Source organism: Microbacterium oryzae (assembly GCF_030406385.1).
GTDB classification, from domain to species: Bacteria; Actinomycetota; Actinomycetes; order Actinomycetales; family Microbacteriaceae; genus Microbacterium; species Microbacterium oryzae_A.
In genome coordinates, this window is the sequence record NZ_JAUEPM010000002.1 from 272,422 (window position 1) to 296,950 (window position 24,529).

The 24,529-nt window shown below is 71.0% G+C and carries 21 protein-coding genes and 1 pseudogene; 12 read left to right on the forward strand and 10 right to left on the reverse strand.

The annotated features are described in order from the left end of the window. Window positions 1-11 precede the first annotated feature (11 nt). From QWJ90_RS05285 to QWJ90_RS05315, 7 genes are all read right to left on the reverse strand, one after another. Window positions 12-1,295 carry an FAD-dependent monooxygenase gene (locus QWJ90_RS05285; protein WP_290106640.1) on the reverse strand — a complete coding sequence of 428 codons (1,284 nt, stop codon included), beginning with the start codon at window positions 1,293-1,295 and terminating at the stop codon, window positions 12-14. A 70-nt stretch (window positions 1,296-1,365) separates the two neighbouring features. Next, window positions 1,366-2,085, reverse strand: a complete 720-nt coding sequence (locus tag QWJ90_RS05290; protein WP_290106641.1) for a dienelactone hydrolase family protein — start codon at window positions 2,083-2,085, stop codon at window positions 1,366-1,368. 25 nt (window positions 2,086-2,110) lie between these two features. Beyond that, complete coding sequence (locus QWJ90_RS05295) at window positions 2,111-3,010, reverse strand: LysR family transcriptional regulator (RefSeq protein ID WP_290106642.1); 900 nt, start codon at window positions 3,008-3,010, stop codon at window positions 2,111-2,113. A 63-nt stretch (window positions 3,011-3,073) separates the two neighbouring features. After that, complete coding sequence (locus QWJ90_RS05300) at window positions 3,074-3,937, reverse strand: ATP-binding cassette domain-containing protein (RefSeq protein WP_290106643.1); 864 nt, start codon at window positions 3,935-3,937, stop codon at window positions 3,074-3,076. Beyond that, on the reverse strand, window positions 3,934-5,808 hold the full coding sequence (locus QWJ90_RS05305) for a dipeptide/oligopeptide/nickel ABC transporter permease/ATP-binding protein (protein ID WP_290106644.1): 1,875 nt from the start codon (window positions 5,806-5,808) through the stop codon (window positions 3,934-3,936). The genes QWJ90_RS05300 and QWJ90_RS05305 overlap by 4 nt, the downstream gene beginning before the upstream one ends. Next, the gene (locus tag QWJ90_RS05310) at window positions 5,805-6,749 is read right to left on the reverse strand and encodes an ABC transporter permease (protein WP_290106645.1); all 945 of its coding nucleotides are present in this window, start codon (window positions 6,747-6,749) and stop codon (window positions 5,805-5,807) included. Before QWJ90_RS05310 ends, QWJ90_RS05305 begins: the two co-directional genes overlap by 4 nt. A 49-nt stretch (window positions 6,750-6,798) precedes the next feature. Beyond that, window positions 6,799-8,325, reverse strand: coding sequence for an ABC transporter substrate-binding protein (locus QWJ90_RS05315; RefSeq protein ID WP_290106646.1), 1,527 nt, complete (start codon window positions 8,323-8,325; stop codon window positions 6,799-6,801). Window positions 8,326-8,496: 171 nt separating this feature from the next. Between QWJ90_RS05315 and QWJ90_RS05320 the strand changes: the two genes are divergently transcribed. The 10 genes and pseudogenes from QWJ90_RS05320 (at window position 8,497) to QWJ90_RS05365 (ending at window position 19,875) form a co-directional block, all read left to right on the forward strand. Then, window positions 8,497-11,337 (forward strand): alpha-L-rhamnosidase, encoded by a 2,841-nt coding sequence (locus tag QWJ90_RS05320; protein ID WP_290106780.1) that lies wholly within the window; start codon window positions 8,497-8,499, stop codon window positions 11,335-11,337. A gap of 29 nt (window positions 11,338-11,366) precedes the next feature. Next, window positions 11,367-12,416, forward strand: a complete 1,050-nt coding sequence (locus QWJ90_RS05325) for an amidohydrolase family protein (RefSeq protein WP_290106647.1) — start codon at window positions 11,367-11,369, stop codon at window positions 12,414-12,416. Between the two features lie 14 nt (window positions 12,417-12,430). Beyond that, window positions 12,431-13,744 carry a DUF3500 domain-containing protein gene (locus tag QWJ90_RS05330; protein ID WP_290106648.1) on the forward strand — a complete coding sequence of 438 codons (1,314 nt, stop codon included), beginning with the start codon at window positions 12,431-12,433 and terminating at the stop codon, window positions 13,742-13,744. A gap of 10 nt (window positions 13,745-13,754) precedes the next feature. Beyond that, entirely contained in the window at window positions 13,755-14,750 is a 996-nt protein-coding gene (gene hpaD, locus QWJ90_RS05335; protein ID WP_290106649.1) for a 3,4-dihydroxyphenylacetate 2,3-dioxygenase, read from the forward strand. Continuing rightward, window positions 14,684-15,442 (forward strand): annotated as a pseudogene (locus QWJ90_RS05340) (fumarylacetoacetate hydrolase family protein); the annotation flags it as partial. The gene hpaD and the pseudogene QWJ90_RS05340, both read left to right, overlap by 67 nt. Further along, entirely contained in the window at window positions 15,429-16,214 is a 786-nt protein-coding gene (gene hpaH / locus QWJ90_RS05345; protein WP_290106650.1) for a 2-oxo-hept-4-ene-1,7-dioate hydratase, read from the forward strand. The pseudogene QWJ90_RS05340 and the gene hpaH, both read left to right, overlap by 14 nt. Beyond that, the gene (locus QWJ90_RS05350; protein WP_290106652.1) at window positions 16,199-16,999 is read left to right on the forward strand and encodes an HpcH/HpaI aldolase family protein; all 801 of its coding nucleotides are present in this window, start codon (window positions 16,199-16,201) and stop codon (window positions 16,997-16,999) included. The genes hpaH and QWJ90_RS05350 overlap by 16 nt, the downstream gene beginning before the upstream one ends. A gap of 154 nt (window positions 17,000-17,153) precedes the next feature. Next, the gene (locus QWJ90_RS05355) at window positions 17,154-18,872 is read left to right on the forward strand and encodes a glycerophosphodiester phosphodiesterase (RefSeq protein WP_290106653.1); all 1,719 of its coding nucleotides are present in this window, start codon (window positions 17,154-17,156) and stop codon (window positions 18,870-18,872) included. Window positions 18,873-18,898: 26 nt separating this feature from the next. Then, window positions 18,899-19,564 carry a hypothetical protein gene (locus QWJ90_RS05360; RefSeq protein ID WP_290106654.1) on the forward strand — a complete coding sequence of 222 codons (666 nt, stop codon included), beginning with the start codon at window positions 18,899-18,901 and terminating at the stop codon, window positions 19,562-19,564. A gap of 86 nt (window positions 19,565-19,650) precedes the next feature. Further along, entirely contained in the window at window positions 19,651-19,875 is a 225-nt protein-coding gene (locus tag QWJ90_RS05365; RefSeq protein WP_290106655.1) for a hypothetical protein, read from the forward strand. Between the two features lie 9 nt (window positions 19,876-19,884). Here QWJ90_RS05365 and QWJ90_RS05370 read toward each other — a convergent pair whose 3' ends face one another. Genes QWJ90_RS05370 through QWJ90_RS05380 form a run of 3 tightly spaced genes read right to left on the reverse strand, consistent with a single transcriptional unit; the run spans window position 19,885 to window position 22,222 of the window. Further along, on the reverse strand, window positions 19,885-20,715 hold the full coding sequence (locus QWJ90_RS05370) for a hypothetical protein (protein ID WP_290106656.1): 831 nt from the start codon (window positions 20,713-20,715) through the stop codon (window positions 19,885-19,887). A 50-nt stretch (window positions 20,716-20,765) separates the two neighbouring features. Further along, window positions 20,766-21,764, reverse strand: coding sequence for a cation transporter (locus QWJ90_RS05375; protein WP_290106657.1), 999 nt, complete (start codon window positions 21,762-21,764; stop codon window positions 20,766-20,768). Next, complete coding sequence (locus QWJ90_RS05380) at window positions 21,761-22,222, reverse strand: transporter substrate-binding domain-containing protein (RefSeq protein ID WP_290106658.1); 462 nt, start codon at window positions 22,220-22,222, stop codon at window positions 21,761-21,763. Before QWJ90_RS05380 ends, QWJ90_RS05375 begins: the two co-directional genes overlap by 4 nt. A 239-nt stretch (window positions 22,223-22,461) precedes the next feature. Between QWJ90_RS05380 and QWJ90_RS05385 the strand changes: the two genes are divergently transcribed. Together QWJ90_RS05385 and QWJ90_RS05390 are read left to right on the forward strand one after the other, a co-directional pair. After that, window positions 22,462-23,769 carry an APC family permease gene (locus tag QWJ90_RS05385; protein WP_290106659.1) on the forward strand — a complete coding sequence of 436 codons (1,308 nt, stop codon included), beginning with the start codon at window positions 22,462-22,464 and terminating at the stop codon, window positions 23,767-23,769. Between the two features lie 59 nt (window positions 23,770-23,828). Continuing rightward, window positions 23,829-24,377: a YaeQ family protein gene (locus tag QWJ90_RS05390; RefSeq protein ID WP_290106660.1), complete on the forward strand. Its 549-nt coding sequence runs from the start codon at window positions 23,829-23,831 to the stop codon at window positions 24,375-24,377. Window positions 24,378-24,529 lie beyond the last annotated feature (152 nt).

Genomic DNA, 24,529 nt, shown 5'->3' on the forward strand with positions numbered 1-24,529 from the left:
TCGGCCCTGGTTCAGGCCCGACCGGCTGCGGCCGGCTCGTCCCAGGTGCGGAAGCCGGTCGCCTCGCCGGCCTCATGCCCCGGACGCGGGGATCCGACGAGCCGGTGGTAGCGACTGAAGATGGCGTCGGCCTCGGTGAGCGGGAGCACGTCCTCGATGTCCTCGAACGGCTGCCCGTCGGTGCGCTCGGCCACCATCCGCCGGATCACCTCGTACCCTTCGCCGCGCATGTTGTCGGCGATGCGGTTCACGATGTCACGGCGCGCGGCGTCGTACGCGGCGAAGGCCTTCCGGGGATCGCCGAGTTCGATGAGCTTCTCCGTCAGCACCCGCGCGTCGAGCATGGCCTGCGTGATGCCGTTGCCGCCGCGGGGGTACATGGCATGCGCCGCGTCGCCCAGCAGAACGACCCGCCCGTCCACCCAGGTGTCCAGGGGGAAGTGCCGGATGAGCGGGAACAGGTACACCTCTCGCGCGTCGCGGATGAGCTGCTGCACGTCGAGGAACGGCAGCTTCAGGGTGTCGAAGGCGGGAATGATCTGCTCGGGGTCGGCGACCTGGTTCCAGTCCTCGGCGGTCTCCTCGCCGTTCGTCTCGACGACCCAGTTGACCAGGTCCAGGCCCGAGCCCTCGAAGTTCTGCGCGATCGGGTACACGATCATCGTCGAGATGCGCGGGTCTCCGAGGTGGAGGATCGTGTGCCCGCCGCGGAACGGCTCGCGCAGCGTGGTGCCGCGCCACATCGTGATGCCGGAGAACTCCGGCTCCGCCTGGTTGGGGTGCATCTGCCGGCGCACCGCCGACTTGATCCCGTCGGCGGCGATCACGGCGTCGTGGCGCTTCTGCTCGGTGCGGCCGTCACGGTGGGCGATGTCGAGGGTGACGCCGTCCGCGTCCTGGGCGTAGTGCTCCACGCGTGCGCCGAGGATGACCGCGTCCTCGCCCAGGCGCTCGAGCACGGTCCGGTAGAAGAGCATCTGCAGGATGCCGCGATGCACGAACCGCTGCTCGTGCAGGTAGCCCATGTGCACCCCGCACTTCTCGGCGTAGATCTCCTGGCCGAAGTGGTTGTAGAAGATCGAGTCCTCTGCGTCCACAGAGATCGCGCGGAACTTCTCGAGGAGGCCGAGATCGTCGATCTCCCGCGTTCCGACGGTCTTGATGTCCACGCCGACGCCCAGCGGCTTCAGCTCCGGCACTGTCTCGTAGATCGTGGGCCGGAAACCCGCCTGGTGCAGGCGGAGCGCGGTGATCAGGCCGCCGGGGCCCGCGCCGATGATGGCGATATCGGTCATGGTTGTTCTCGCTTTCTGGGGCGGGACGGTCTCGGTCTCGCTCGGGGGGATGGCGGATGGCCGGTGGGCGTCAGTGGTCAAGGGGGTCTTCCTGCAGAAATCGCTCGATGCGCTGCCACGTGCGGGCGGCGCTGCGGGGGTGCGGACCGAAGCCGGCCCGGCGCGAGGGAGGTGACGGCGGATCGGTGTAGCCGTGGCCGGCGCCGCCGAACAGGTCCACCTCCCAGTCCAGTCCGGCCTGCGAGAGCGCGCCCTCTATGCGGGCTCGCTCAGCGGCCGGCGCCATCGGGTCGTCTGCGCCCGTGCACAGCAGCACACGCGCGCTCGCGGTCGCGCTCGACCAGTCGTCGCCGACGAGGTCCAGTCCGCCAGCGATGCTCACAGCGCCTGACACCTCGGCGCCGGTGCGCACCAGTTCGAGGGCGGAGGCGCCGCCGAAGCTCGTGCCGATGACGACGGGTCGTCGCCCTGCCGCCTCCGGTCGCTCCCGGAGGGCGTCGAGGGCGGCGGTGAGACGTCCGTGCCACTCCACGCGATCGGCCGCCATCCCGCCGACGAGCGGACCGGGGTCTTCGCCGGGAGCGGGCACCCGGCCCCAGACGTCGGCGGCGAGAACCGCGAAGCCGAGGTCCGCGAGCCGATGCGCGTCGCCGAGCACCGAGCGCGTGAGGCCGTACGCGCCGTGCACGAGCAGGACGGACGGCGACGGCCGCTCCGAGACGGGCGCGACGAGCATGCCGTGCATGGCCGTGTCGCCGTGCGCGTAGGGCACGGCCTGCTCGAGGCTCATCGCGCGGCCTCGGCGACGTCGGTGGTCAGGCGTCGTGGCGCGAGCGGTACCAGCCCGAGATGAAGTCGAGGAACAACCGCACCCGCGCGGGTGTCTGACCCCCCGGTCCGTGCACGGCGTACAGGGAGCGCGTCGGCGGCGGCAACTGCGGCAGCACTTCGACGATCCGTCCGGCGTCGAGCGCCGGCTGCGCGGGCCCGCGCGGGATGATGCCGATGCCGCAGCCCTGCTCCACCATCTGCTCGAGCAGCAGGTACGCGTTCGTCATGACGGCCGGTTCCTGCACCTTGTACTGCTGGGCATCCGGTCCGTCCCCCAGATGCCAGACCGCGTCGTTCGCGTGCGTCAGCAGCTCGTGTCCTGCGAGGTCGGAGGGTCGCTGCGGGGTCCCGCGCCGGGACAGGTACTCCGCCGATCCCGCCAGCACGAAGGGCAGCTCCGTGACCCGTCGCACCCGCACCCGGGAGTCCCGTGGATCCCGCGCATGGAAGGCGACGTCGAAGCCCCGGTCGAGGAAGTCGTACAGGCGATCCGACATCGATCCGAGCTCGACGCGCACGCGGATCCGCGGATGCTCGCGCACGAAGGCGCCGATGGCCGTGCCCAGGTCGAGGTTGCCGATCCACTTCGGACAGAGGATGGACAGCTGGCCCTCGGCCGAGCTCTGCCGCTCGGCCAGTTCCGCGTCCGTCTCCTCGATCTCCTGCAGGATGCGGTCGGCGAACTCCGCGTACTGCTGCCCCGCATCCGTCAGGCTCACGGAACGGGCGGTCCGGTTGACCAGCCGCACGCCGACCTGCGCCTCCAGGTCCGCCACATGCCGCGACACGAGCGAAGGCGAGATGCCGAGAGCTCCGGCAGCGCCGTTGAACGTCGACACCCGGGCGACCGCGACGAACGTCCGCATGACGACGAGACGATCCACGCCGGTTCTCCTTCGCTCCGTTGCCGCGGCCTTCCGATCCGAGCTTATCCGTCGTCCGCGCGCTCATCGCGCCGCCGCCTTCCGCTCGGCAGCGCGCAGGGCGCGGCGCTCCTCGCGTCCGGCCGGCGTCGCCGCGGGGGTCGCCTCCAGGAGCGTTCGCGTGTACGGGTCACGGGGCGAGGTGAACAGCGTCTCGGTGTCGGCGAGCTCGACGAGGCGCCCCTGGTTCATCACACCGACACGGTGGGCGATGCGTCGCACCAGTCCCATGTCGTGCGCGATGAACAGGTAGCTCACGCCGGTGAGCTCCTGCAGATCCATGAGGAGGTTGATGATCTGGCTCTGCGTCGACAGGTCCAGCGCGCTCACCGCCTCGTCGCAGACGACCAGGCGCGGCTCGAGCACAAGCGCCCGCGCGATTGCGACGCGCTGCTGCTGGCCGCCGGAGAGCTCGTTGGGGAAGCGTCCGAGGTGATCGGACGAGAGCCCGACGAGGTCGAACGCATGCCGCGTGCGGCGGTCGAGCTCGCGGCGGTCGCGTACGCCGTGGCGCCGCAACGGCGCCTCCACCGCGTGCGAGACGAGGTGCCGCGGATTGAGCGAGGCGCTCGGATCCTGGAACACCGCCTGCACCTGACGCCGGTAGGCGAGCGGGGTGCGGCGACCCCAGCGGGCGATGTCCTCGCCGTCGAACAGGATGCTCCCCGACAGCGCCGGCAGCAGCCGCAGGATCGCGCGTCCCGTGGTGCTCTTGCCCGAGCCGGACTCGCCGACGAAGCCGAGAGTCTCCCCGGGCCGGATGTCGAAGCTCACGTCCTCGACGACGGGGGCCGCCGGGCGCGTGCGCAGGAGGCCGGCGCGGGTGTCGTACGCGGCGGCGAGATCCTTCACCTCGAGAAGCGGGCGCTCGTCGATCTGGCTGCTCATCGCACGGCCTCCATCCGGTCCGCGGCCGCGACCGCGTCGTCGATCTGGGCGCGGGTCGCGGCGTCGATGGTGCGCAGGCGCCCCGCACCGTCCGCGCTCGCCGGGTTCGCCGCCAGCAGCGCCGCGGTATAGGGGTGCTGCGGGGCCGCGAACAGGCGCTCCGCGGAGGCGTCCTCGACGATGCGTCCGCGGTACATGACGGCGGCTCGATCACAGGTCTCGGCGACGACGCCGAGGCTGTGGGTGATCATGAGCACGCCCATCCCGTACTCGTCGCGGAGGTCCAGCAGCAGGTCGAGCACCTGCGACTGTGTCGTGACGTCGAGCGCGCTCGTCGCCTCGTCGGCGATGAGCAGCTCGGGCTCGGCCGCGAGCGCCATCGCGATGGCCACGCGCTGGGCCATTCCGCCCGAGAACTGGTGCGGGTAGTGGTCGAGCCGCTCCGCCGCGCGCCGGACGCCGACGCGCTCGAGCAGCTCGACGGCGCGCGCCCGCGCCTGGGCGCGGGGGAGGCCCTTGTGGATCCGGAGCGGCTCGACGAGCTGCTGGCCGACGGTGTGCACGGGCGAGAGCGCGGTCATGGGGTCCTGGAACACAGCTCCCATGACCGTGCCGCGCACGCCGACGAGCTCCCGCGCCGGAAGCCGGGTGAGGTCGCGTCCGGCGACGCGGATGGAGCCGCCGTCGAGCCAGGTGCCGGCGGGGAGCATCCCCAGCACCGCGCGTGCGAACGTGGACTTGCCCGAGCCCGATTCGCCCAGGAGGCCGACGATCTCGCCGCGCCCCACCTCGAGGCTCACCCGGCGGACGATGTCGACGGGAGGACCCGAGGGGCGGGCCAGCGCGACCGTGACGTCGTGCGCCCGCAGCACCGGCTCTGCCCCCGACCCCCGCTCCTCGCGTGCGTCTGCCGACGCGACCGGCGCGACCGGGGCGGCGACAGGCGCGGCCGCCGGCGTCGCGGCGCGCCGCGGCCGGCGGCGGCGCTCGCCTGTCAGGGCATCGTTGAGACCGTCGCCGAAGACGTTGAACGCCAGCACGGTGAGCATGATCGCGAGACCGGGCGGCCAGGACAGGAAGGGCGCGACCGCCTGCTTCTCCACGGCGAGGCTCAGCATCGCGCCCCATGTCGGCACGTCGCCGCCGAGGCCGATGCCGAGGAAGCTCATCGCGGACTCGAGCATGATCGCAGACCCCAGGAACACGGCGGCCTGGGTGATCACCGGGCCGATCAGGTTCGGCAGGACCTGGCCGAAGATGATCTGCCCGGTGCGCAGCCCCGAGACCTCGGCGGCCTCGACGTACAGCTTGCCGCGTTCGACGAGCACCGTCGCGCGGGTCATCCGGGCGAACGCCATGCAGAAGACGAGGCCGATCGCGAACATGAGGATGAACATGTTGCGACCCAGGATGGCGATGACCGTCAGGCCGATGAGCATCCCGGGAAGAGCCTGGGCCATGTCGACGAACCGCATGCCGATGCGGTCCCACCATCCGCCGTGGAAGCCGAAGAGCAGGCCGATCGGCACGCCGAGCACCGCGGCGATGACGACGGATCCGAGCGCCACGAGGAGCACGATGCGCGTGCCGTGGATGAGACGGCTCAGCTGATCGCGCCCGAGATCGTCGGTGCCGAGGACGTGCGCGGCGGACGGGGCCTCGAGCACGTGGTCGAAGTCCGTCAGCGTGGGGTCGTACGGCGCGATGAGCGGCGCCGCGAGGGCGACGACGACGAGCAGCACGATGAACGCGAACGAGACGACGGTGGCCGGCTGCCGGCGGGCGCGGAAGACGATGCGCCCGATGTTCGTGCCGCGCTTGGATTCGGACGCGGCGATGGAGTGGACGGTGCTCGTGACGGTGTCGCTCATCGCGGCCTCGCCTTCGGGTTGATGAGTCCATAGAGGACGTCGAGGACGAGGTTGACGACGATGATCATGACGGCGATGAGGAGCACGCCCGCCTGCACGACGGCGAAGTCCTTGCCGGTGACGCTGCGGAGCATGAGCGTGCCGATGCCGGGGAAAGCGAACACCTTCTCCAGGGCGAAGCTGGCGCCGAGCATGATGCTGATGGTGATGCCCGTCGCGGACAGCACGGGGACGAGGGCGTTCTTGAACGCATACCGGAACACCACGCGGCCGCGCGGAACGCCCGCCGCGGTGAGGGAGTCGACGTAGCGCGAGGAGAGCGCCTCGGCCATCGCCGTGCGCGTCTGCCGCGCGATCAGCGCAGCGCCGGCGATGCCCAGCGCGATCGAGGGCAGGATGAGCCCCCGCAGCCATCCGACGGGGTCCGTCTCGAAGGGCACGTAGGCGACGACGGGCACCAGCCCCAGCTGCACCGCGAAGACGAGCAGCAGCACGATGCCGACCCAGAACTCGGGCACCGACATCGTCAGGGCCGAGATGGCGGTCGCCACCCGGTCGCGGATCGAGCCCGGTTTGGTTCCGCCGAGGAGGCCGAGACCGAGACCGAGCAGCAGCGCCACCACGAGCCCGCCGAGCATGAGCGAGAACGTGGCGGGCAGGCGCTCGGCGAAGAGCTCGCCCACGGGCCGCGCCGACACGTACGACATCCCGAGGTCCCCCTGGAACGCATGCGCGTACCAGTCGCCGAGGCGGGTGAAGAACGGCCGGTCGAGCCCCAGCTGTGCTTCGAGCTGCGCGACGCCGGCCGGGGTGGCGGCGGCGCCCAGGATGGCCGCCGCCGGGCTCCCCGGAACGAGGTACGTGAGCAGGAAGACGAAGAACGACAGCAGGAGCAGCTGGGGCACCGCCAGGGCGAGCCGGGAGAGGACGAGCTTCAGCATGTCGTCCACCCCCTTCGCGGCGCGCCCTGACGGATGGTGATGCAGGACATCAGGCCACGGGCTCCAGATCGCGGTAGTTGACGAGGTTCGGCTCCCAGCGCTCGGCGGGCGCCGCCACGCCGGAGACCGTCTCCGTGTTCCAGGCGAGCGTCTCGACGCCGCGTGCGTGGGCGCAGGTGAGCGCCTCATCGGAGATGATCTTCGTCACCTCGGCCCACAGGTCGGCTGCCTCCTCGGAGTCGCCCGCCGCGATGGCGGCGTCGGCGGCGGCCTTGAGCTCGGCGCTCTCGGCACCGGACGGGTTGCCGGGCGCATCGGCGGCGAACCATGCGCTGTACCACTCGTAGGGCGTCAGCTCGTCGTTGCTGGCGAGCCCGAGCGGGTAGCGACCCGAGTTCCACTCGGCGCTGAACTGCGGCGGGGGCAGCGTCGACACGCTGACGGAGACGTCGCTCAGAGCGGCCTTCACCTGCTCCATGAAGATGGTGATCTGCGTCTCGTTGTAGGGCGCCGCGACCATCTCCGCCGAGACGACGGGGCTGCCGGCCTCCTCGTAGAGCTCCTGTGCGGCCTCGATGTCGGTCGGGTAGCCCTCGATGTCCGGGTTGTACCCCAGCTCGCCCTCCGCGAAGTGCTGTGTCGCGCTCTCGCCCTCGCCCTCGACCTCGACCATCTGCTCGACGTCGATCGCGTAGCAGACCGCCTGGCGCAGCTCCTGCGACGCGAAGACCCCGCCCTCGCCGCGGTCGAAGAAGATGAGGTTGTTGCGGATGGCCGGGTACTGCAGCGTGTCGATCGCGGAGCCCTCCAGCGTGGCGAGCGATGTCACTTCGATGTCGCTCACATCGATCTCGCCCGACTGCAGGGCCGCGACGGCCGCGTCGTTCTCGGCGATCGCGTACAGCTCGACGTCGGCGAAGCCCGGGGCCTCTCCCCAGTAGTCCTCGTAGGCGGCGAAGTACATCTTCGTGCCGAGCACGGAGCGGTCGGGGTCGTACGCCCACGGCGAGGTCCCGACCGGGTTCTGCGCGATCGTGCCGTCTTCGAGTGCCGCGGGGCTCGCCATCGGCAGTGCCCGCGTCGTGAGCGTCTGCGCGATGGACGGCGTCGGAGCGGTGAGATTGAAGCGCACGGTGAATTCGTCGACGACGTCGACGGACGCGATGGCCGCGAGCGTGGCGGCATAGGCCGTGGCACCGGCCTTCACGTACTCGACGTTGGCCTTCACGGCCTCGGCGTCGAAGGCCGTGCCGTCGTGAAAGGTCACGCCCTGTCGCAGCGTCAGGGTGATCGCGTCGTCGGTGAGCTCGTACGCCTCTGCGAGGAACGGAGCCGGCTGGCCGTCGTCGCCGACGGCGAGGAGGGTCTCGTAGGGCACTCGGAGCAGGCCGCCCTCCATCTCCTGGCCGGGTGACCAGTTCTCGGGGAACTCGCCCCAGTTGACGCGGAGCGCGGCGTCGGCGGGCGCCTCGGGCGTATCCGCCGGGGCCCCGCCTCCTCCCGAGCATCCGGCGAGCGCGACGCCCGCGACAGCGAGCGGGACGAGGGATCTGAGCAGAGCGGTCTTTCGCAGCATGCGCGCCTCCTTGCGACATGGCGCGGCTCCTCGGAGGAGCCGTCGAGATTCGGGTCGCGTTCACGCTAGAACGCCCGGTGCCCCTTCCACGACGTCCGATCGTGCAACCTCACCGTGCAGGATCGTGCGGATGCGTCAGGGCAGGGCGCGCCTATCGTGAGGGACGTGACGATGCCGTTCCAGCGCGATGACGCGCCCTCCCCTCCTCGCCCCGCTCGCATCGGCGTGCTGCGCGCCGAGCTGCGCGGCGACGCCGCCTGGGTGGCCACGCCGACCCCGCGGCTGACGTGGACGGTGGAGACGGACGAGCCCGGATGGCTGCAGGCGTGGGCCGAGATCCGGCGCGGAGACGAGATCCGTCGCATCGACGGCGCCGAGAGCGTGCTCGTCGCATGGCCGTTCGCCCCCCTCGCGGAGGGTGAGGTCGCCGAGGTCGCGGTGCGAGCCGGAGCGGTCGACGGCCATGAGACGCCGTGGAGCGCGCCACTCGAGGTCGCGGCAGCGTTCACGACCGCGTGGCGCGGTCGCCTGATCGGTCTCGCCGACCCCGACGCGCCCGCCCGACCCGCGCTGCTGCGCAGGGCCTTCCGAGTGGAGCGGCCCGTGCGCCGCGCGGTGCTCCACACGACGGCCTTCGGCGCGGCGGACTGGACGGTCAACGGCGCGGCGGTGGACGACGGCGTGCTCGGGCCGGGCTGGACGAGCTACCGGCTGCGTGCGGTGCACGACACCGCGGACGTCACGCCGCTCATCGCGCCGGGGGAGAACATCCTGGCGGCGCGTCTGGCAGGAGCCTGGTACACGGAGGAGTACCACCTGCTGACGCCGCCCCGCCGAGTGTACGGCGCGCAGCCGTCCGCGGCGGCCCAGTTGCGCGTCGAATACGCCGACGGCTCCGTCGAGACGATCGCGACCGACCAGCGGTGGCGCGCGATCCCCGACCCCGAGACGCTCGCGAGCGGCATCTATGCCGGCGAGACGGCGGACGGCCGCGGTCGTCTGGACGGATGGGATCGGCCGGGATTCGACGACGTGACCTGGCCCGCCGCCGCGCTCTCATCGGATGCGCTGCCCACGCCAGAGCCGCGGATCGCACCGCCGGTCCGCCGCGTCGATACCGTGCCCGTGCGCGCCGTGCTGCCCGCACCATCCGGCGGCGTGATCCTCGATTTCGGACAGAACCTCGTCGGGCGTCTGCGCATCCGCGTGCACGGCGAGCGCGGCTCGCGGATCGTGCTGCGCCATGCGGAGGTGCTCGAGGACGGCGACCTCGCCCTGCGGCCGCTGCGGCGGGCCGCCGCCCGCGACGAGTACGTCCTCGGCGGCGGCGGCGAGGAGGTCTGGGAACCGCGCTTCACCTTCCACGGGTTCCGCTACGCCCGCATCGAGGGATGGCCAGGCCCCTTCGACGCCGACTCCGTCGAGGCGGTCGTCCTCCAGACCGACCTGCCGCGCACGGGCTGGTTCTCATCGTCCGACCCGCTGCTCGACCGGTTCCACGAGAACGTCGTGTGGACGATGCGCGGCAACGCGCTGGCCGTTCCCATGGACTGCCCGCAGCGCGACGAGCGTCTCGGATGGACCGGCGATCAGCAGCTGTTCGCCCCGACCGCGGCCTTCCTGTTCGACTGCGCGGCCTTCTACCGATCCTGGCTGCGCGACCTCGCCCTCGAGCAGGAGCGCGCCGGCGGCATCGTGCCGCTGTTCGCGCCCGACGCCGTGCCCTCGGTCTCCACGCGCGGACCGATGGCCGGATGGGGTGACGCGATCGCGATCATCCCGCGGGTGCTCGCGGACGCGACCGGAGACCTGACGTTCCTTGACGACCTCTACCCCGCGATGCGCTCCTGGCTCGACGTCGTCATCGGGGCGCTCGACGACGACGGGCTCTGGACCGCGGGCCGGCAGCTCGGCGACTGGCTGGACCCGAACGCGCCACCGGACGCCCCGGCCCGCGGGCGGACGGACGCCGAGATCGTCGCCACGGCCTACTTCATCCGCAGCGCGCTGCTCGTCGCGCGCATCGCGCGCCGCCGAGGGCACGGCGACGAGGCCGATCGGCTCGAGCACGAGGCCGAGATCTCGCGGGCCGCGTTCCTCGAGGCCTATGTCACCCCCGCCGGTCGGATGATGTGCGACACCCAGACCGCCTACGCGGTGGCGATCGCCTTCGACATCGTCACCGAGGAGCGGTTGCGGGCGCGCCTCGCCGACCGCCTCGCCGACGTGGTCCGCCGCGACGGATACCACATCGCGACCGGGCTCGTCGGGACGTCGGTCATCGCGCAGGCCCTCACCGAGGGCGGCCACCCCGACGCCGCGGAGCGGCTGCTGCTGCAGACCGAGAGCCCCTCATGGCTGCATCCCGTCACCGTCGGCGCCACCACGATCTGGGAGCGCTGGGACGGTCTGCGCGAGGACGGCACCCTGAATCCGGGCGCCATGATCTCGTTCAATCACGTCGCGCTCGGATCCGTCGCGGCTTGGCTGCACGAGGACGTGGCGGGCCTCGCGCCCGCGGAGCCCGGCTACCGGCGCATCCAGGCGGCGCCCCGCGTGCTACGGGGCATCGACAGCGCCCGGGCAGAGCACCTGACGCCGTACGGGCGCGCGGTGGTGGGATGGGAGCGCCGCGGCGGCGTCGTCCACGTGACCGCGGTCATCCCGCCCAACACGACCGGCGATGTCCGCCTGCCCGACGGCCAGCGGATGCGCGTGGGCTCCGGGTCGCACGAGTGGATCGTCGTCGATGAGCCGGACGAGCCCCGGCCTCCCATCCACCTCGACTCCTCCATGGCCGAGCTCGCCGACCACCCGGCGGCCTACCGCGCGTTCCACGCGGCGCTCGCCGCCTCCCCGAACGACTTCGTCGCGCGCGCCGTGCGCGCCAACGCGCTGTACCGGGACACGCTCCGCATCCGCGACGCGCTCACCTTCGCGGACGAGCCGACCGTCCTCGCCATCGCATCCGCACTCGCGAGTGCATCCGCACCCGCGACCATCTCCGCCTGACCAGAAACCGCTGAGAGGAAGGACCGCACATGACGGTCATCGACATCAACATCCACCACCTGCCCGAGGACCTCTTCACGAACGAGAAGACCCTCAACGGCTTCCTGAACAGCGCCCCGCGCGGCTTCGGCGAGATCGCCACCGTCGGCACCGCGGACGACGGGAAGCAGCAGCTCATCCTGGAGAAGCCGAAGGGCTACCAGAACCTCAACTACGTCGACGGCGACTACTCCGCCGAGGCGAAACTCGCGGCCATGGACGACGCGGGCGTCGATTACGGCATCATGCGCGTGCCGGTGTGGCAGGAGTGGCTGGACCTCGAGACGTGCAGGGTCGTCAACGACAACGCGGCCGACATCGTGAAGCGGTCGAACGGCCGGCTCTTCTCGACGGCGTGCGTTCCGCCGTGGGGCGGCAAGGAGAACATCTACGAGCTCGAGCGCTGCATCGGGGATCTCGGCGTCGTCGGCGTGCAGGTCGCCTGCCACTACGGCCAGCTCTACCTCGACGACGAGGTCTTCAAGCCCTACCTCAAGGTCCTCAACGACCTGCAGGTGCCCGTCATCGTGCATCACACGCCGCTTCCGGTCGAGTGGCGCTCGGTCATCGACTACACGAACCTGCGTCGTGAGTACGGGCGCATCGTCGACCAGGCCACGGCGGTCGGTCGTGAGCTCTTCAGCGGCATGTTCGACGAGTTCTCGAACCTCAAGTTCATCCACACCATGTTCGGCGGCAACTGGTTCGCCAACACCGAGCTGCTCACGCCGCACGCGTCGAACAAGAAGGAATCGCTCACGCGGCTCGACCCGACCGGTGGGGAGAAGATCAAGAGCTACCTCGACAACAACATCTTCTACGACATGACCCACCCGCACTCGTGGGGCAAGCACCAGGTCGAGGCTGCGCTGAAGATCAACGGGGCGGACCACTTCATGTTCGGCTCGTCCTTCCCCGTGTTCCGCAGCTGGATGAGCCAGGGCGTGGACTTCGTGAACGACGACCTCGACATCAGCGACGACGAGCGCGAGCTGATCCTCTCCGGGAACGCCAAGCGCCTCTTCAACCTGCCGATCTGAGCATGGGCGCTGCGATGACAGATGACGACGTCGATGGCTTCTTCTCGACCGCGCGCCTGCGCGGCAGGGCGGAGGCGGTCCAGCTCGGCGACGAGAGCTATCGCGAGCACCTGCTGGACCTCGAGGACCCGAAGCTCGCCGCCTGGCGCGGCCTCGACCGAGAGGAGTTCGCGCGGCGGCGCGTCGACAACCCCTTCGTGCAGGGACTGCTCGCCGATTGGAATGCGCTCTACCGTGAGCCGTTCCGGGGCATCACGACGGACGGCGCGGTGCGCGAGGGCCTGTACCCGCTCGCGGACGGGGGAGAGCCCGACGTCGAGATGGGGCGGGCCGTCGCCCGCCTGCTCGACGTCCTCGCACCGGAGCGGCTCGCGGCCGTCCGCTATCCGCTCGACGCACGAGAGTGGCGCGCCTGGAGCAACCCCGAGTTCGCCGTCCACCGCGTCGGGGTGCGGCTGGAGGACCTCGACGCCGACGAGGTGACCGCGGTCCTCGCGGTGGTGGAGGCTTCGCTGAGCCCCGCGGGCTTCGCGCGCGTGCGCGAGACGATGGCGCTGAACGGCTACCTCGGCGAGCTCGTCGACCTGCCGCAGGTCATGAACGAGCGCAGCTACTCCTTCGCGCTGTTCGGCGAACCGGGAACAGGCGAGCCCTGGGGATGGCAGCTGTTCGGCCACCACCTCGCGCTCAACGTCGTCGAGGTGGCGGGACGTCACGTCATCGCGCCCGTGTTCATCGGCGCGGAGCCCGCGCTCTCGGACGACGCTCGCGCTCCCCTCTTCGCGGAGCGCGAGCGACTCGCGCTCGAACTCGCTGCCTCCTTGACGCCCGCGCAGCGCCGGGCGGCCGTCGTGTACGGATCCGTGCTCGATCCGGACATGCCGGAGGGGCGCGTGCATCCCGCCGACGAGCGCCACGTCGCGGGCGCCTTCCGGGACAACCGCGTCGTCCCGTACGAGGGCGTCGTCGCCGGCGACCTCGACGACGCCCAGCGGGACCTGCTCCGGCGGATCGTGGCCGATGCGCACCTGCTTCTCAAGGACGGGCAGCGCGCGGCCACGCTCGCCGAGTTCGATGCGCACCTGGATGAGACGCACCTCGCCTGGTACGGGGCCACCGACGGCAGCCAGCCGATCTACTTCCGCGTGCACAGCCCGGTGCTGATCGCCGAGCTCGACGACCACGCGGGCGTCTGGCTGGCCAACCGCCTGCCCGCGCGCTTCCACGTGCACACGACCCTGCGCCATCCGAACGGCAACGACTACGGCAGGGCATGGATCCGGCAGTGGCGAGAGCGCACCGGCTCGCCGTCCGAGAACGACTTCTGAAGGAGAGCCGATGCTTCCCGTCACCAATCCCCACCCCGCGTTCGCCCTCACCAGGGCCAGTCACGTCTCGATCGCCGTGACCGACCTCGAGCGCAGCCGGGACTTCTACCGCGACGTGATCGGCCTCGTCGTCACGGAGGAGACCGACGACGCCGTCTACCTCCGCGGGCTCGAGGAGGCCGCGCATCACAGTCTCGTGCTCGAGCGCGCCGACGAGGCGAAGGCGCTGCACGTCGGCCTGCGGGTGCGCACCGACGACGACATCGTCGCGGCCGAGCGCTTCTTCCGAGAGAACGACATCGAGCACCGCCGCGTCGAGCGTGCCCACCAGGGCCCCACGATCCAGTTCCGCGACGCGGTCGGCACGCACATCGAGCTCACGTCGTCGATGGACGTCGTGCCGCGCATGATGCAGCGCTACGACACCTTCGTCGCGGGTGCCCCGCAGCGCATCGACCACTACCAGTGCGTCACGCACGACGTGCAGAAGGCGACCGACTTCTGGACGGGGCTCGGCATGCGGATGTCGGAGTACACCGCGAAGGACGGCACTGACGAGCTCTGGGGCACGTGGATGGAGATCAAGGGGAACACGCACGACCTCGTGTTCACGAACGGGCGCGGGCCGCGCCTGCACCACTTCGCGTTCGCCGTCCCCGACGGCTCGTCGCTCATCCACGCGGCCGACGTCGCCGGCGCCCTCGGCTTCGGCGACGAGATCGACCGCGGGCCGGGGCGCCACGGCATCAGCAACGCGCTGTTCCTCTACCTGCGCGACCCCGATCAGCATCGCGTGGAGCTCTTCAACACCCACTACCAGTTCATCGATCTGGAGACCCCGCCCATCCGATGGGATGTGACCGACCCGCGTCGCGCGCAGCTGTGGGGGATGCCCGCCTCGAACCGATGGTTCTTCGAGGCGAGCGAGTTCCCCGACGAGCCTGTCGAGGAGCCCCTGCTGCAGGCGACGCCGCAGACGCTCGAGCAGTACCTGGGGGTGCACTGATGGAGCTGATCGAGAAGCTGCGCGCGGCGCCCGTCGCCGGCCTGTCCGCGCAGCTGCGGCGGCGCGGGCTCCACCGGGTGTTCATCGACGGCGTCGCTCCGCTCACTCCCGGCTCCTCCCTGATCGGGCGCGCGCGCACGCTGCGCTTCATCCCGCTGCGGGAGGACCTCTTCGCGCGGCACGGCGGCGGTCACAACGCACAGAAGCGCCTCTTCGACTCCGTCGGACCGGGCGAGGTGATCGTCATCGAGGCGCGTGGCTTCCCGCACGCCGGGACGCTGGGGGACATCCTCGCGCTGCGCGCCCAGGTCGCCGGCGCCGCCGGCGTGGTGACGGATGGCGCGGTGCGCGACGCGCGCGCGGTCGCCGGCATCGGCGTCCCGGTGTTCGCGCAGGGAGCGCATCCCGCCGTGCTCGGGCGCGAGCACGTGCCCTGGGAGCACGACGTCGCGATCGCCTGCGGCGGCGCCGCCGTCGAACCGGGGGACTGGGTCGTCGGCGACGACGACGGCGTCATCGTCATCCCGCCGGACCTGGCCGAGGAGGTCGCCGACGCCACCATCGCCCAGGAGCAGGAGGATGCCTGGATCGCGGAGCGCGTGGCGGAAGGCCATCCCCTCGACGGCCTGTTCCCGATGAGCGCCGAGTGGCGGAGGCGGTTCGACGAGAGGGACGCCGGTGCTGACGCCTGAGGTGCTCACCGGGATCGCCGACGAGCTCGCCCGGGCGGAGAGCGCGCGCACGACGGTGCCCCTGCTCACGGCGCGGCACGACGGGATGACGGTCGACGACGCCTATGCCGTCCAGCGGGTGTGGCGTGACCGGGGCCTCGCCGTGGGCCGGCGGATCGCCGGGCGCAAGATCGGGCTCACGAGCCGCGCCATGCAGCAGGCGACGGGCATCACAGAGCCCGACTACGGGGTGATCTTCGATGACGTCGTGTTCGAGAGCGGGACGGCGATCGAGCACGGGCGGTTCTCCAACGTGCGGATCGAGGTCGAGCTCGCCTTCGTGCTGGCGCGACCCCTGGCCGGCCCGCACACGACCGTCTTCGACGTGCTCGACGCGACGGCCTACGTGGCGCCGGCGCTCGAGATCCTCTCCAGCCGCATCGAACTGCCCGGGCGCACGATCGTCGACACCATCAGCGACAACGCGGCGCTCGGCGGCATCGTGCACGGCGGGACGCCGACGGCGCCGTCGGCGATCGACCTGCGGTGGGTTGGCGCCCTGCTCCACCGCAACGAGGTGATCGAGGAGTCGGGTGTCGCCGGGGCGGTCCTCGGCCATCCCGCGAACGGGGTCGCGTGGCTCGCGAACAAGCTCGCCGCGCACGGTGACCGGCTCGAGGCGGGGGAGATCATCCTCTCCGGCTCGTTCACGCGTCCGATGCGCGTGGAGCGCGGCGATACCGTGCACGCGGACTTCGGCGCGCTGGGGGCGGTGTCGTGCCGCTTCGTCTAGCTCCCACTCTGCGCACGCGGCTGGCCGACGCGACGCGGCCGCTGGCGGGGATGTGGGTGTGCTCTGGCTCGCCGCTCGTCGCCGAGATCTGCGCCGGAGGCGACGTCGACTGGCTGCTCATCGACATGGAGCACGCGCCGAACGGCCTCCCGTCGGTGCTCGCGCAGCTGCAGGCCGTGGCCGCGTATCCGGCGACGCCCGTCGTCCGCGTCGCATCGGCCGATCCCGTCCTCATCAAACAGGTGCTGGACGTCGGCGCCCAGAACCTGCTGGTGCCGATGGTGGGCTCCGCCGCCGAGGCGCGCGAGGTCGTCGCGGCCGTGCGCTACCCGCCGCTCGGTCGCCGAGGGGTCGGCTCGGCTCTCGCCAGGTCCGCACGGTGGAATCGCGTCGACGGCTACCTGACCGAGGCCGACGAGCACACGGCGCTGTTCGTGCAGGTGGAGACGATCGAGGCGGTCGAGGCCGCCGGGGAGATCGCCGCCGTGGACGGCGTCGACGGCGTCTTCGTCGGTCCGAGCGACCTCGCCGCGTCGATGGGCCTCATCGGCCAGCAGACGCATTCCGACGTCACAGCCGCCGTGCGGCGCGCGTTCGAGGCGGTGCTGCGGGCCGGCAAGCCCGTGGGCGTGAACGCCTTCGATCACGCCGTCGCGCAGAGCTACGCCGGGGCCGGCGCGGCTTTCCTGCTCGTGGCCGCCGACGTGGCCGTGCTCGCCCGTGCCGCCGAGAACGTCGCGTCGGAGTGGGCCGGTGCCCCCGCGAGCTCTCGGGAGTCGTACTGACACGCGAGATCCTCCGGCGACACGGATTCGCTCCGTCCTCACGGACTCGTGGGGGCTTGCGCCGTCCGCCCTGTCGACCTCCGCGTAAACCAGCTCCTCCCTGAACGCAAGGGGTCCAGTCGGCTCAGGTCACCAGGGGAGAATGGCGCATGCCATGGGAAGCATCGAGCGAAGTTCCGAGCAGCAGGGCGTCCGCGCGCTGCTGCTTCCGCTCGTGCAGCTCCCACCGCGGCTCTGGGCCCTGCTTATCGCCGTGCACCTCGGGATCGCGGCCATCCTCCCGCCGATCGTCACTGCGCTCTTCGAAGGCGCCCTGCACGTCGCGGACCTGCGCGCGCTGACCGATCAGAACCTGCTCGTCCTCGCCGGCACGCCGGGCTCGGTCGCGCTGCTGGCCGCGGCCGGCGCGCTCATCGCGGCGGCCTCTGTCGGATGGGCCGTGCTCGCCTTCGTCGTCGCCGAGCGTCGCCTGGCGGGGGAGGCGTCCCGCGGCAGCATGTGGCCGCGGCTCCGCGTGGCAGCCGGCATGCGCCGCGCCTGGCCCCTTGCCATCGGGATGGCCGTGGCCGGTCCGCTCGCGGGCATCACCGTCTTCGCACCCGCCAGTGCCGTCCTCGCGGTGCCGCCGTTCATCGGGCGCGAATTCCTCAAGGACGGCCTGAGCGGTGCCCTGTGGTCCGGAATCATCGGCGCGCTCCTCGTCGTCACAGCGGCCGCCATCCTCGCCCTTCCTGCGCTGATGCTGGAGCTGTGGCCGAAGGCGCCTCGCGACGAGCGCTGGGCGCGGCGCCGTGACGAGCGCCGCACCGCGATCGCCCTCGTCGTCGTGGCCGCCATCGTCGCCCTCCTGCCCAGGGCGGCGGCCTTCCTGCTGGAGACCGGACAGAGCGGGCTGCGCAAGGAGCCGGAGACCTTCGCGGGCCAGGCCATCCTCGCGTGGGCGCTGTACCAGCTCGTCAGCGTGTTCGCGGCGCAGGCGATCGCCTTCCTCGTCGTCGCCCGCGCGCGCCTGGCCGCTGGGCTCGAGGCTTCGGCCATCGGGCCGGCGCCGGTCCGGTGGCGCCGCGTGCGCATCCGCGTGGTCGCCGTGACCGGAGTCCTCGCCCTCGTCGGGACCGGCGCGCTGACGGCAGGAGCGTCGCAGGCGACATCGGCGCTGCCCGAGGATCCGCTGCTCATCGCGCACCGCGGATACGACAACGGCGGCCCCGAGAACACCATCGCCGCGCTCGAGGCGGCGGCGGAGTTCGACCCCGACTACGTCGAGGTCGACGTGCAGCAGACCGCCGACGGCGACTACGTGGCGAGCCACGACGTGAATCTCACGGTGCTCGCGGGACGCAACGAGAACATCTACGAGATGACCACAGCCGAGGTGCTGCAGACGACGGTCAGCATGCACGGCCGCGCCGACACCATCCCCACCATGACCGAGTACGTGGAGCGCGCGCGAGAGCTCGGCATCCCGCTCATGATCGAGCTGAAGATCACCGGCCACGAGACCCGCGACCCCGTGGACGAGCTGCTCGCGGAGCTCGACGCCATCGGCGGGACGAAGGGCAACGTCTTCCACTCGCTCGACCGCGCGTCGGTGGAGAAGCTCAAGCAGTTGCGCCCGGACCTGCGCGTCGGCCTCACCGTCGCGATCAACGTCGGCAAGCTCCCCGACGTCGGCAACGACTTCTACGTCGTCGAGCAGGCGTCCATCACCCCCGAGATGATCGACTGGGCGCATGCGCGAGGCCTGCCGATCTACGCGTGGACGGTGAATGACCGGATGGCGATGGACGCGCTGCTGGCCGCGGGGATCGACGGTCTCGTGACCGACCAGCTGGACGAGGCCGTGCCGCTGATCTCCGACGCGGGCGGCTGACCAGCCCAGCGCGTTACTGTCGAAGGATGCCCGCAGGAGTCGACACCCCGGATGAGGCACCGCACATGCGGCGTCTCGCGTCGGCGATGAAGGACACCGGACGGCGGAACGTGGTGCTCGCCGCGGCTGCCGTGCCCGTCCACGTCACGGTCGCGGGGTCGAAGACGCTCGTCCTGCTCGGGCACTTCTCCACGTTCATCGCGGCCAACGTCCTCTTCACGCTCGGGATGGCCGCGGTCAAGATCCTCGTGGTGCGCGCGCATCGGAGCGAGGAGGGCGGGCACGGCACCGAGGCGGCGCTGCGCACGTATCGCATCTCCGGTATTCTGCTCACGTCGATGGCGGCCGTCTATACCGTCGCGTGCATCCCGCTCGCGCTCGGCGAGCAGGTGCGGGTCGGCTACGACCGGTACGTCGCGATCGCACTCGCCGTGATCGCGCTCGTGGAGCTCGGCCTCGCCATCCACGGCTTCTTCTCCGCCCGGCGACTTGGCGATGTGCTCATGCGCGCGGTCAAGCTCGGCAACATGGCCGCGGCTCTCGTGCTCCTCGTCCTCGCGCAGACCGCACTGCTGTCGATCCTCGGGCCCTGGCAGGACCCGTCGCGCTACAACGGATGGTGCGGGGTCGTGCTCGGCGGCGTCGCGCTGGCGATCGGCACGTCGATGATCCGGCACCGCCCGGGGGAGTGACGTCTCCTCCTTACGGGGGAGGGCCGTATCGAGATTCCGACGGGCGGCGGATGGTCGTGGTCGCGCCGGATTCGTACGGTGGGGACATGAACACGCAGCAAAGCAACCGCACCCCCTTCATCGACCCGGTCATCATGAGCGCCATGACGGGTGCCGGAGTCGGGGTCGGCATGGCTGCGACATTCGCCATCGCCGCGCTCGCCGAGGTTCCGTTCGGGCTGCCCATGGCCATCGCGCTGCCGGCCGCGATGATCCTCGCGATCGGCGGCGCCGTCCTCCTCACCTGCCGGAAGAACCGCCGGGCAGCCTGAACGCCGTCGTCACGAAAGCGGCGCCAGCCCCGGGTGACGTGCGAGACCATCCTCGCCGTACGCGGCGAACACGGTCATGACGGCGGCCAGGGGAACATCGGCGCCGCGGAGGCGGAGCGGCGCGATCGTCCCGCCGAACTCCGTCACCAGCGTCCACGAGCTCACTTCCGGATAGATCGCGGTCATCGCGCCGTAATGGAAGCTCATCCACTGTCCTCGCACGAGGCAGACGAGACGTCGATTCGAGACCAGCACTCGCACGTGCTCCCATTCGCGCCACTGCTCGGCCGCGGCGGCGTTGGCCGCCGAGCGTCGGGAGGCGGTCACCACAGCGCTCGCGGCCAGGCCGGCGAGCACGAACGCCGGCCTTCCCGCGAACACGCCTCCCGCTGAGGTGTACGTCACGTCCTGGCCGTAGTACCGCTCGTAGTCGGCCTCGAGCTCGAAGAAGAACACCTCATCGCCCTCGGGCACCACGTGCCAGACGGGCATCGTCGCCGGCACCTGCCGGCGCAGAAGCGTCGACCGCAGGGCGCGCGCGGCCTCCCACCGAGCGAGCTCCTGCTGGGCTCGCGCCTGCTGCACCTGCTCGAAAGGCGTCAGGATCCCGCGCCGCCGGCGCGATTCCCGCCTGACCCGCAGAGCGCCGGTGACGGTGAGCACCGCGGCGACGAGCATGCCGACGACCATCGCGGCGATCACCGACAGCACTGTGAGGCCGAGGCCGACGCTTTCCGTGGCGTCGGGGATCTCCGAGATCGCCGCGATCGTCAGTGCTCCCGCGAGGTAGATGACCGGCACGCACAGCAGCGGGATGATCCAGCGCAGGTGTCGTCGCATCGGGCTCCCTTCACCGGTCCGGTTCGAGAAGAGTAGTGCCTTGGGTGCCCTCAGCGACTGCGCTCGGACTGGCGGGAGTCGTCGGAGCCGCCGACCTCCTCGGGAAGCTCGTCGATGGGGACGATCACGATGTCCTGCACGCGCCAGTCCAGATCGATGCAGGCGTTTCGCGCCTCCATGAGCTGGTCGAGGCTCGGCGTCTTTCCCTTCCGCGGCACCACGAACGACTCGACGTGGAAGACGTGGCCCTGGTCGCGCATGCGGCTGCCCGCCCTATCCACCCAGGGCAGATTCCGCAGGTAGGTGTCGACCTGACCGGCGACGGGATGGGGCTTGCCGTCGTCGAAGGTCGTCGCGCGCGTGTCGATGAGATCGGTGATGGCCGCACGCATGTTCTTCACGCCGTCGGACACGATGCTCGCCGCGATGAACAGCGCGGCCGCTGCATCCGCCCACCACAGTCCCAGTCCGATGCCGGCGACGCCGACGATCGACCCGGCCGCGGTCATCCAGTCGGCCTTGTTCATATCGGCGTCGGCATACAGCACCTTGTCGTGCAGATCGCGCGCGAGGCGCATCTTCACCTTGCCGAAGTAGATCGGCAGCGGGATGGTGAGCGCCATCGCGATCATCATCAGCCATCCCAGCCAGATCGGCTGACCGAAGAGCACGATCGATCCGATCGGCGGGTGCTCCGCACTGATGAGGCCGGAGCCGGAGTCGATGATGAGGAAGACGCCCATCGCGAAGAGGGCGACGCCGGCGACCAGATGCGCCACGCCGACGGCCCGGTGATAGCCGTAGGGGTACTTCTCGTTGGGCCGCCGGTTGACGATGCGCACCGCGATGAGGAACGCGATGGGCGGCGTGAGCGAGAGCAGGTCCTCGATCCACGCGGCCTTCATCGCCTGCGAGCTGCCCATCACGAGATAGACCATCGTGATGGTGACGGCGAGGAACACGAGCGTGTACCACTCGAAGCGGACGGCCTTCCGCAGGGCCTGCTCCTGCCGCTCGGGCAGCTCGGTGCGTCCGAAGCGCGCGGTCATGACGCCTCCTCGTACAGGAACTCCTCGAGGGCGACGAGGAGCCGGTTCTCGCCCATCCGCACGATCATCACGTGCTTGTCGGGCCCATCCGCGGTGTAGGGGAAGGTGACGGCACCTTTCTCCGCCCACGGGGTGTCGTCGAGGAAACCGCCGATGACGAGGTCGAGCTCGCCGCGGTCGAGGGCGTCCATCAGCACGGCCTCGCTCCCGGTCGTCCACTCGACGTCTGCACCCTGGCCCTCCGCGAACTCGGCGACGAGATCGGCTTCGCTGCCAGCCGGCTCGGTGCCCCCATCCATCTCGACCCAGGGCGGGTTCTCGGTCGCGCCGACGCGGAGCGCGCCGCCCTGAGCGCGATCGAGGGTGCCGTGCGGGTCGGCGGGGATCTGGATCGAGCAGCCGGTCAGCAGCACGGCGAGCGCCGCGACGGCTGCGAGCTTGAACTGGCCTCTCCCCATGAAGCCGACCATAACGAATCACCTCGCGCCGAGCGGCGGGACGGGCGCGGCTTGATTCGCGAGCACCGGAGGAGTACGGCCCGGGGCGGGAGCGACGGGCATGTGCTCGGCGGCCTGTCGCTCGAGTTGACCCCTACCCACATCCCGTGCGCAGGGTCAAGGGCGCGACAGCGACCCCCGCCATCCGACACCATCTTCGGTGGACGCCTCTGAGGCAGGCGCGAGCACGAGGAGACAGCATGACGCAGGACACCGCCCCCGATACCAAGCTGCGCAGGGGGATCACCGGCCCGCTGCTGTTCGCGTTCATCCTCGGAGATGTGCTCGGCGCCGGCATCTACGCTCTCATGGGCGTGCTCGCCGGCGACGTCGGAGGGGCGCTCTGGGCTCCGCTGCTCGTCGCCCTGCTGCTGGCCCTGCTGACCGCCGGGTCGTACGCCGAGCTCGTCACGAAGTACCCGAAGGCAGGCGGCGCGGCGGTGTTCGCCGAGCGCGCGTTCCGCAGCCCGATCGTGTCGTTCCTCGTCGGGTTCTCCATGCTCGCCGCCGGCGTGGTCAGCGCCGCCGGACTCGCGCTCGCGTTCGCCGGCGATTACTTCAGCACGTTCATCGATCTGCCGGCGCCGCTCGTTGCGATCGTCTTCCTCGCGGTGGTCGCGGCCCTCAACGCCCGCGGCATCCGCGAGTCGATGGGCGCGAACCTCGTCATGACGATCATCGAGCTCAGCGGCCTCGTCATCGTCGTCGTGGCAGGCGCGCTGATCCTCGGCGGCGGCGCGGGCGATGCATCGCGCGTGACCCAGCTGCCGGAGGGCACGTCGGCCGCGACCGCGGTGCTCGCCGGCGCCATCGTCGCGTACTACTCGTTCGTCGGATTCGAGACGTCCGCCAACGTCATCGAGGAGGTCAAGAACCCCCGTCGCGATTACCCGCGCGCGCTGTTCGGCTCGCTCCTCACCGCCGGCGTGGTGTACATCCTCGTCGGGCTCGCGAGCTCGATCGCCCTGCCCGCCGACGAGCTCACCAAGTCGAGCGGCCCGCTCCTCGAGGTCGTCGAGGCGAGCGGCATGGCGATCCCGTCGTGGCTGTTCAGCCTCATCGCCCTCATCGCCGTCGCCAACGGCGCACTGCTCACGATGATCATGGCCAGCCGCCTCACCTACGGCATGGGCGAGCAGGGGCTCCTGCCCGCCGTGTTCGCGAAGGTGCTGCCCAAGCGCAAGACGCCGTGGGTGGCCATCCTCGTCACGACCCTCATCGCCATGCTGCTGACGCTGCTGGGAGACCTCGCGCTGCTCGCCGAGACGGTCGTGCTGCTGCTGCTGTTCGTCTTCCTGAGCGCCAACATCTCGGTGCTCGTGCTGCGTCGCGACAAGGTCGAGCACGAGCACTTCCGGGTGTGGACCTTCGTCCCCGTGCTCGGCGTCGCGTCGTGCATCCTGCTCCTCACGCAGCAGGATGGCCGGGTCTGGCTCTTCGGCGCGATCGCGATCGCCGTCGGCGTGGTGCTGTTCTTCATCGCGCGCGCCACGAGCAAGCGCAGCTGAGACCGCCTACCGGGCGCGGTCGGCGGTCTGCACGCCCGCGCCCGGTAGGCTCGGTCGCTATGGCGATCGGCGCGATGATCCACACCTTCACGGTGCAGCTGGCCGACGTCGATCGCGGCGTCTACGACGAGCTGAGCCTGCGCGTCGCGCGGCACCCGTCGGAGACCGACGCGTACATGCTCACGCGGGTGCTCGCGTACTGCCTCGAATACGAGGAGGGGATCGCGTTCGGCGAGGGGATCTCGTCGACGGACGAGCCCGCGGTCATCGTCCGCGACCTCACCGGCGCGATCACCGTGTGGGTCGAGGTCGGCGCCCCCGATGCTGAGCGCCTCCACTACGCGAGCAAGCTCGCCGAGCGCACCGCGGTCTACACGCACCGCGACCCGGCGAAGGTGCTCGGCGCGTGGGCGGGGAAGACGATCCACCGCGCGGAGGACATCGTCCTGCGCAGCTTCGACCCCGGCTTCATCGACGACGCCACCGCCGCCATCGAGCGCCGCAGCGCGATGTCCGTGTCGGTGACCGAAGGCCACCTCTATCTGGAGCTGAACGGCGCGAACTTCAGCACGGCCATCCACGAGGTGCCGGCGCGCGCGCTCGACTGAGCGGCGGAGGTGGGCGGCGGCCCGCGGGTCGGCCGGCCGCGGCGACCGCTTCCCCGTTCCGCGTCCATCGGCGTCATGTCGCCGCGTTCTGCGGCGACGGTGGCCGCAGCGCGTTTTGACCCTCGGCCGGGCCGGCCCCTATGGTGGCCGCA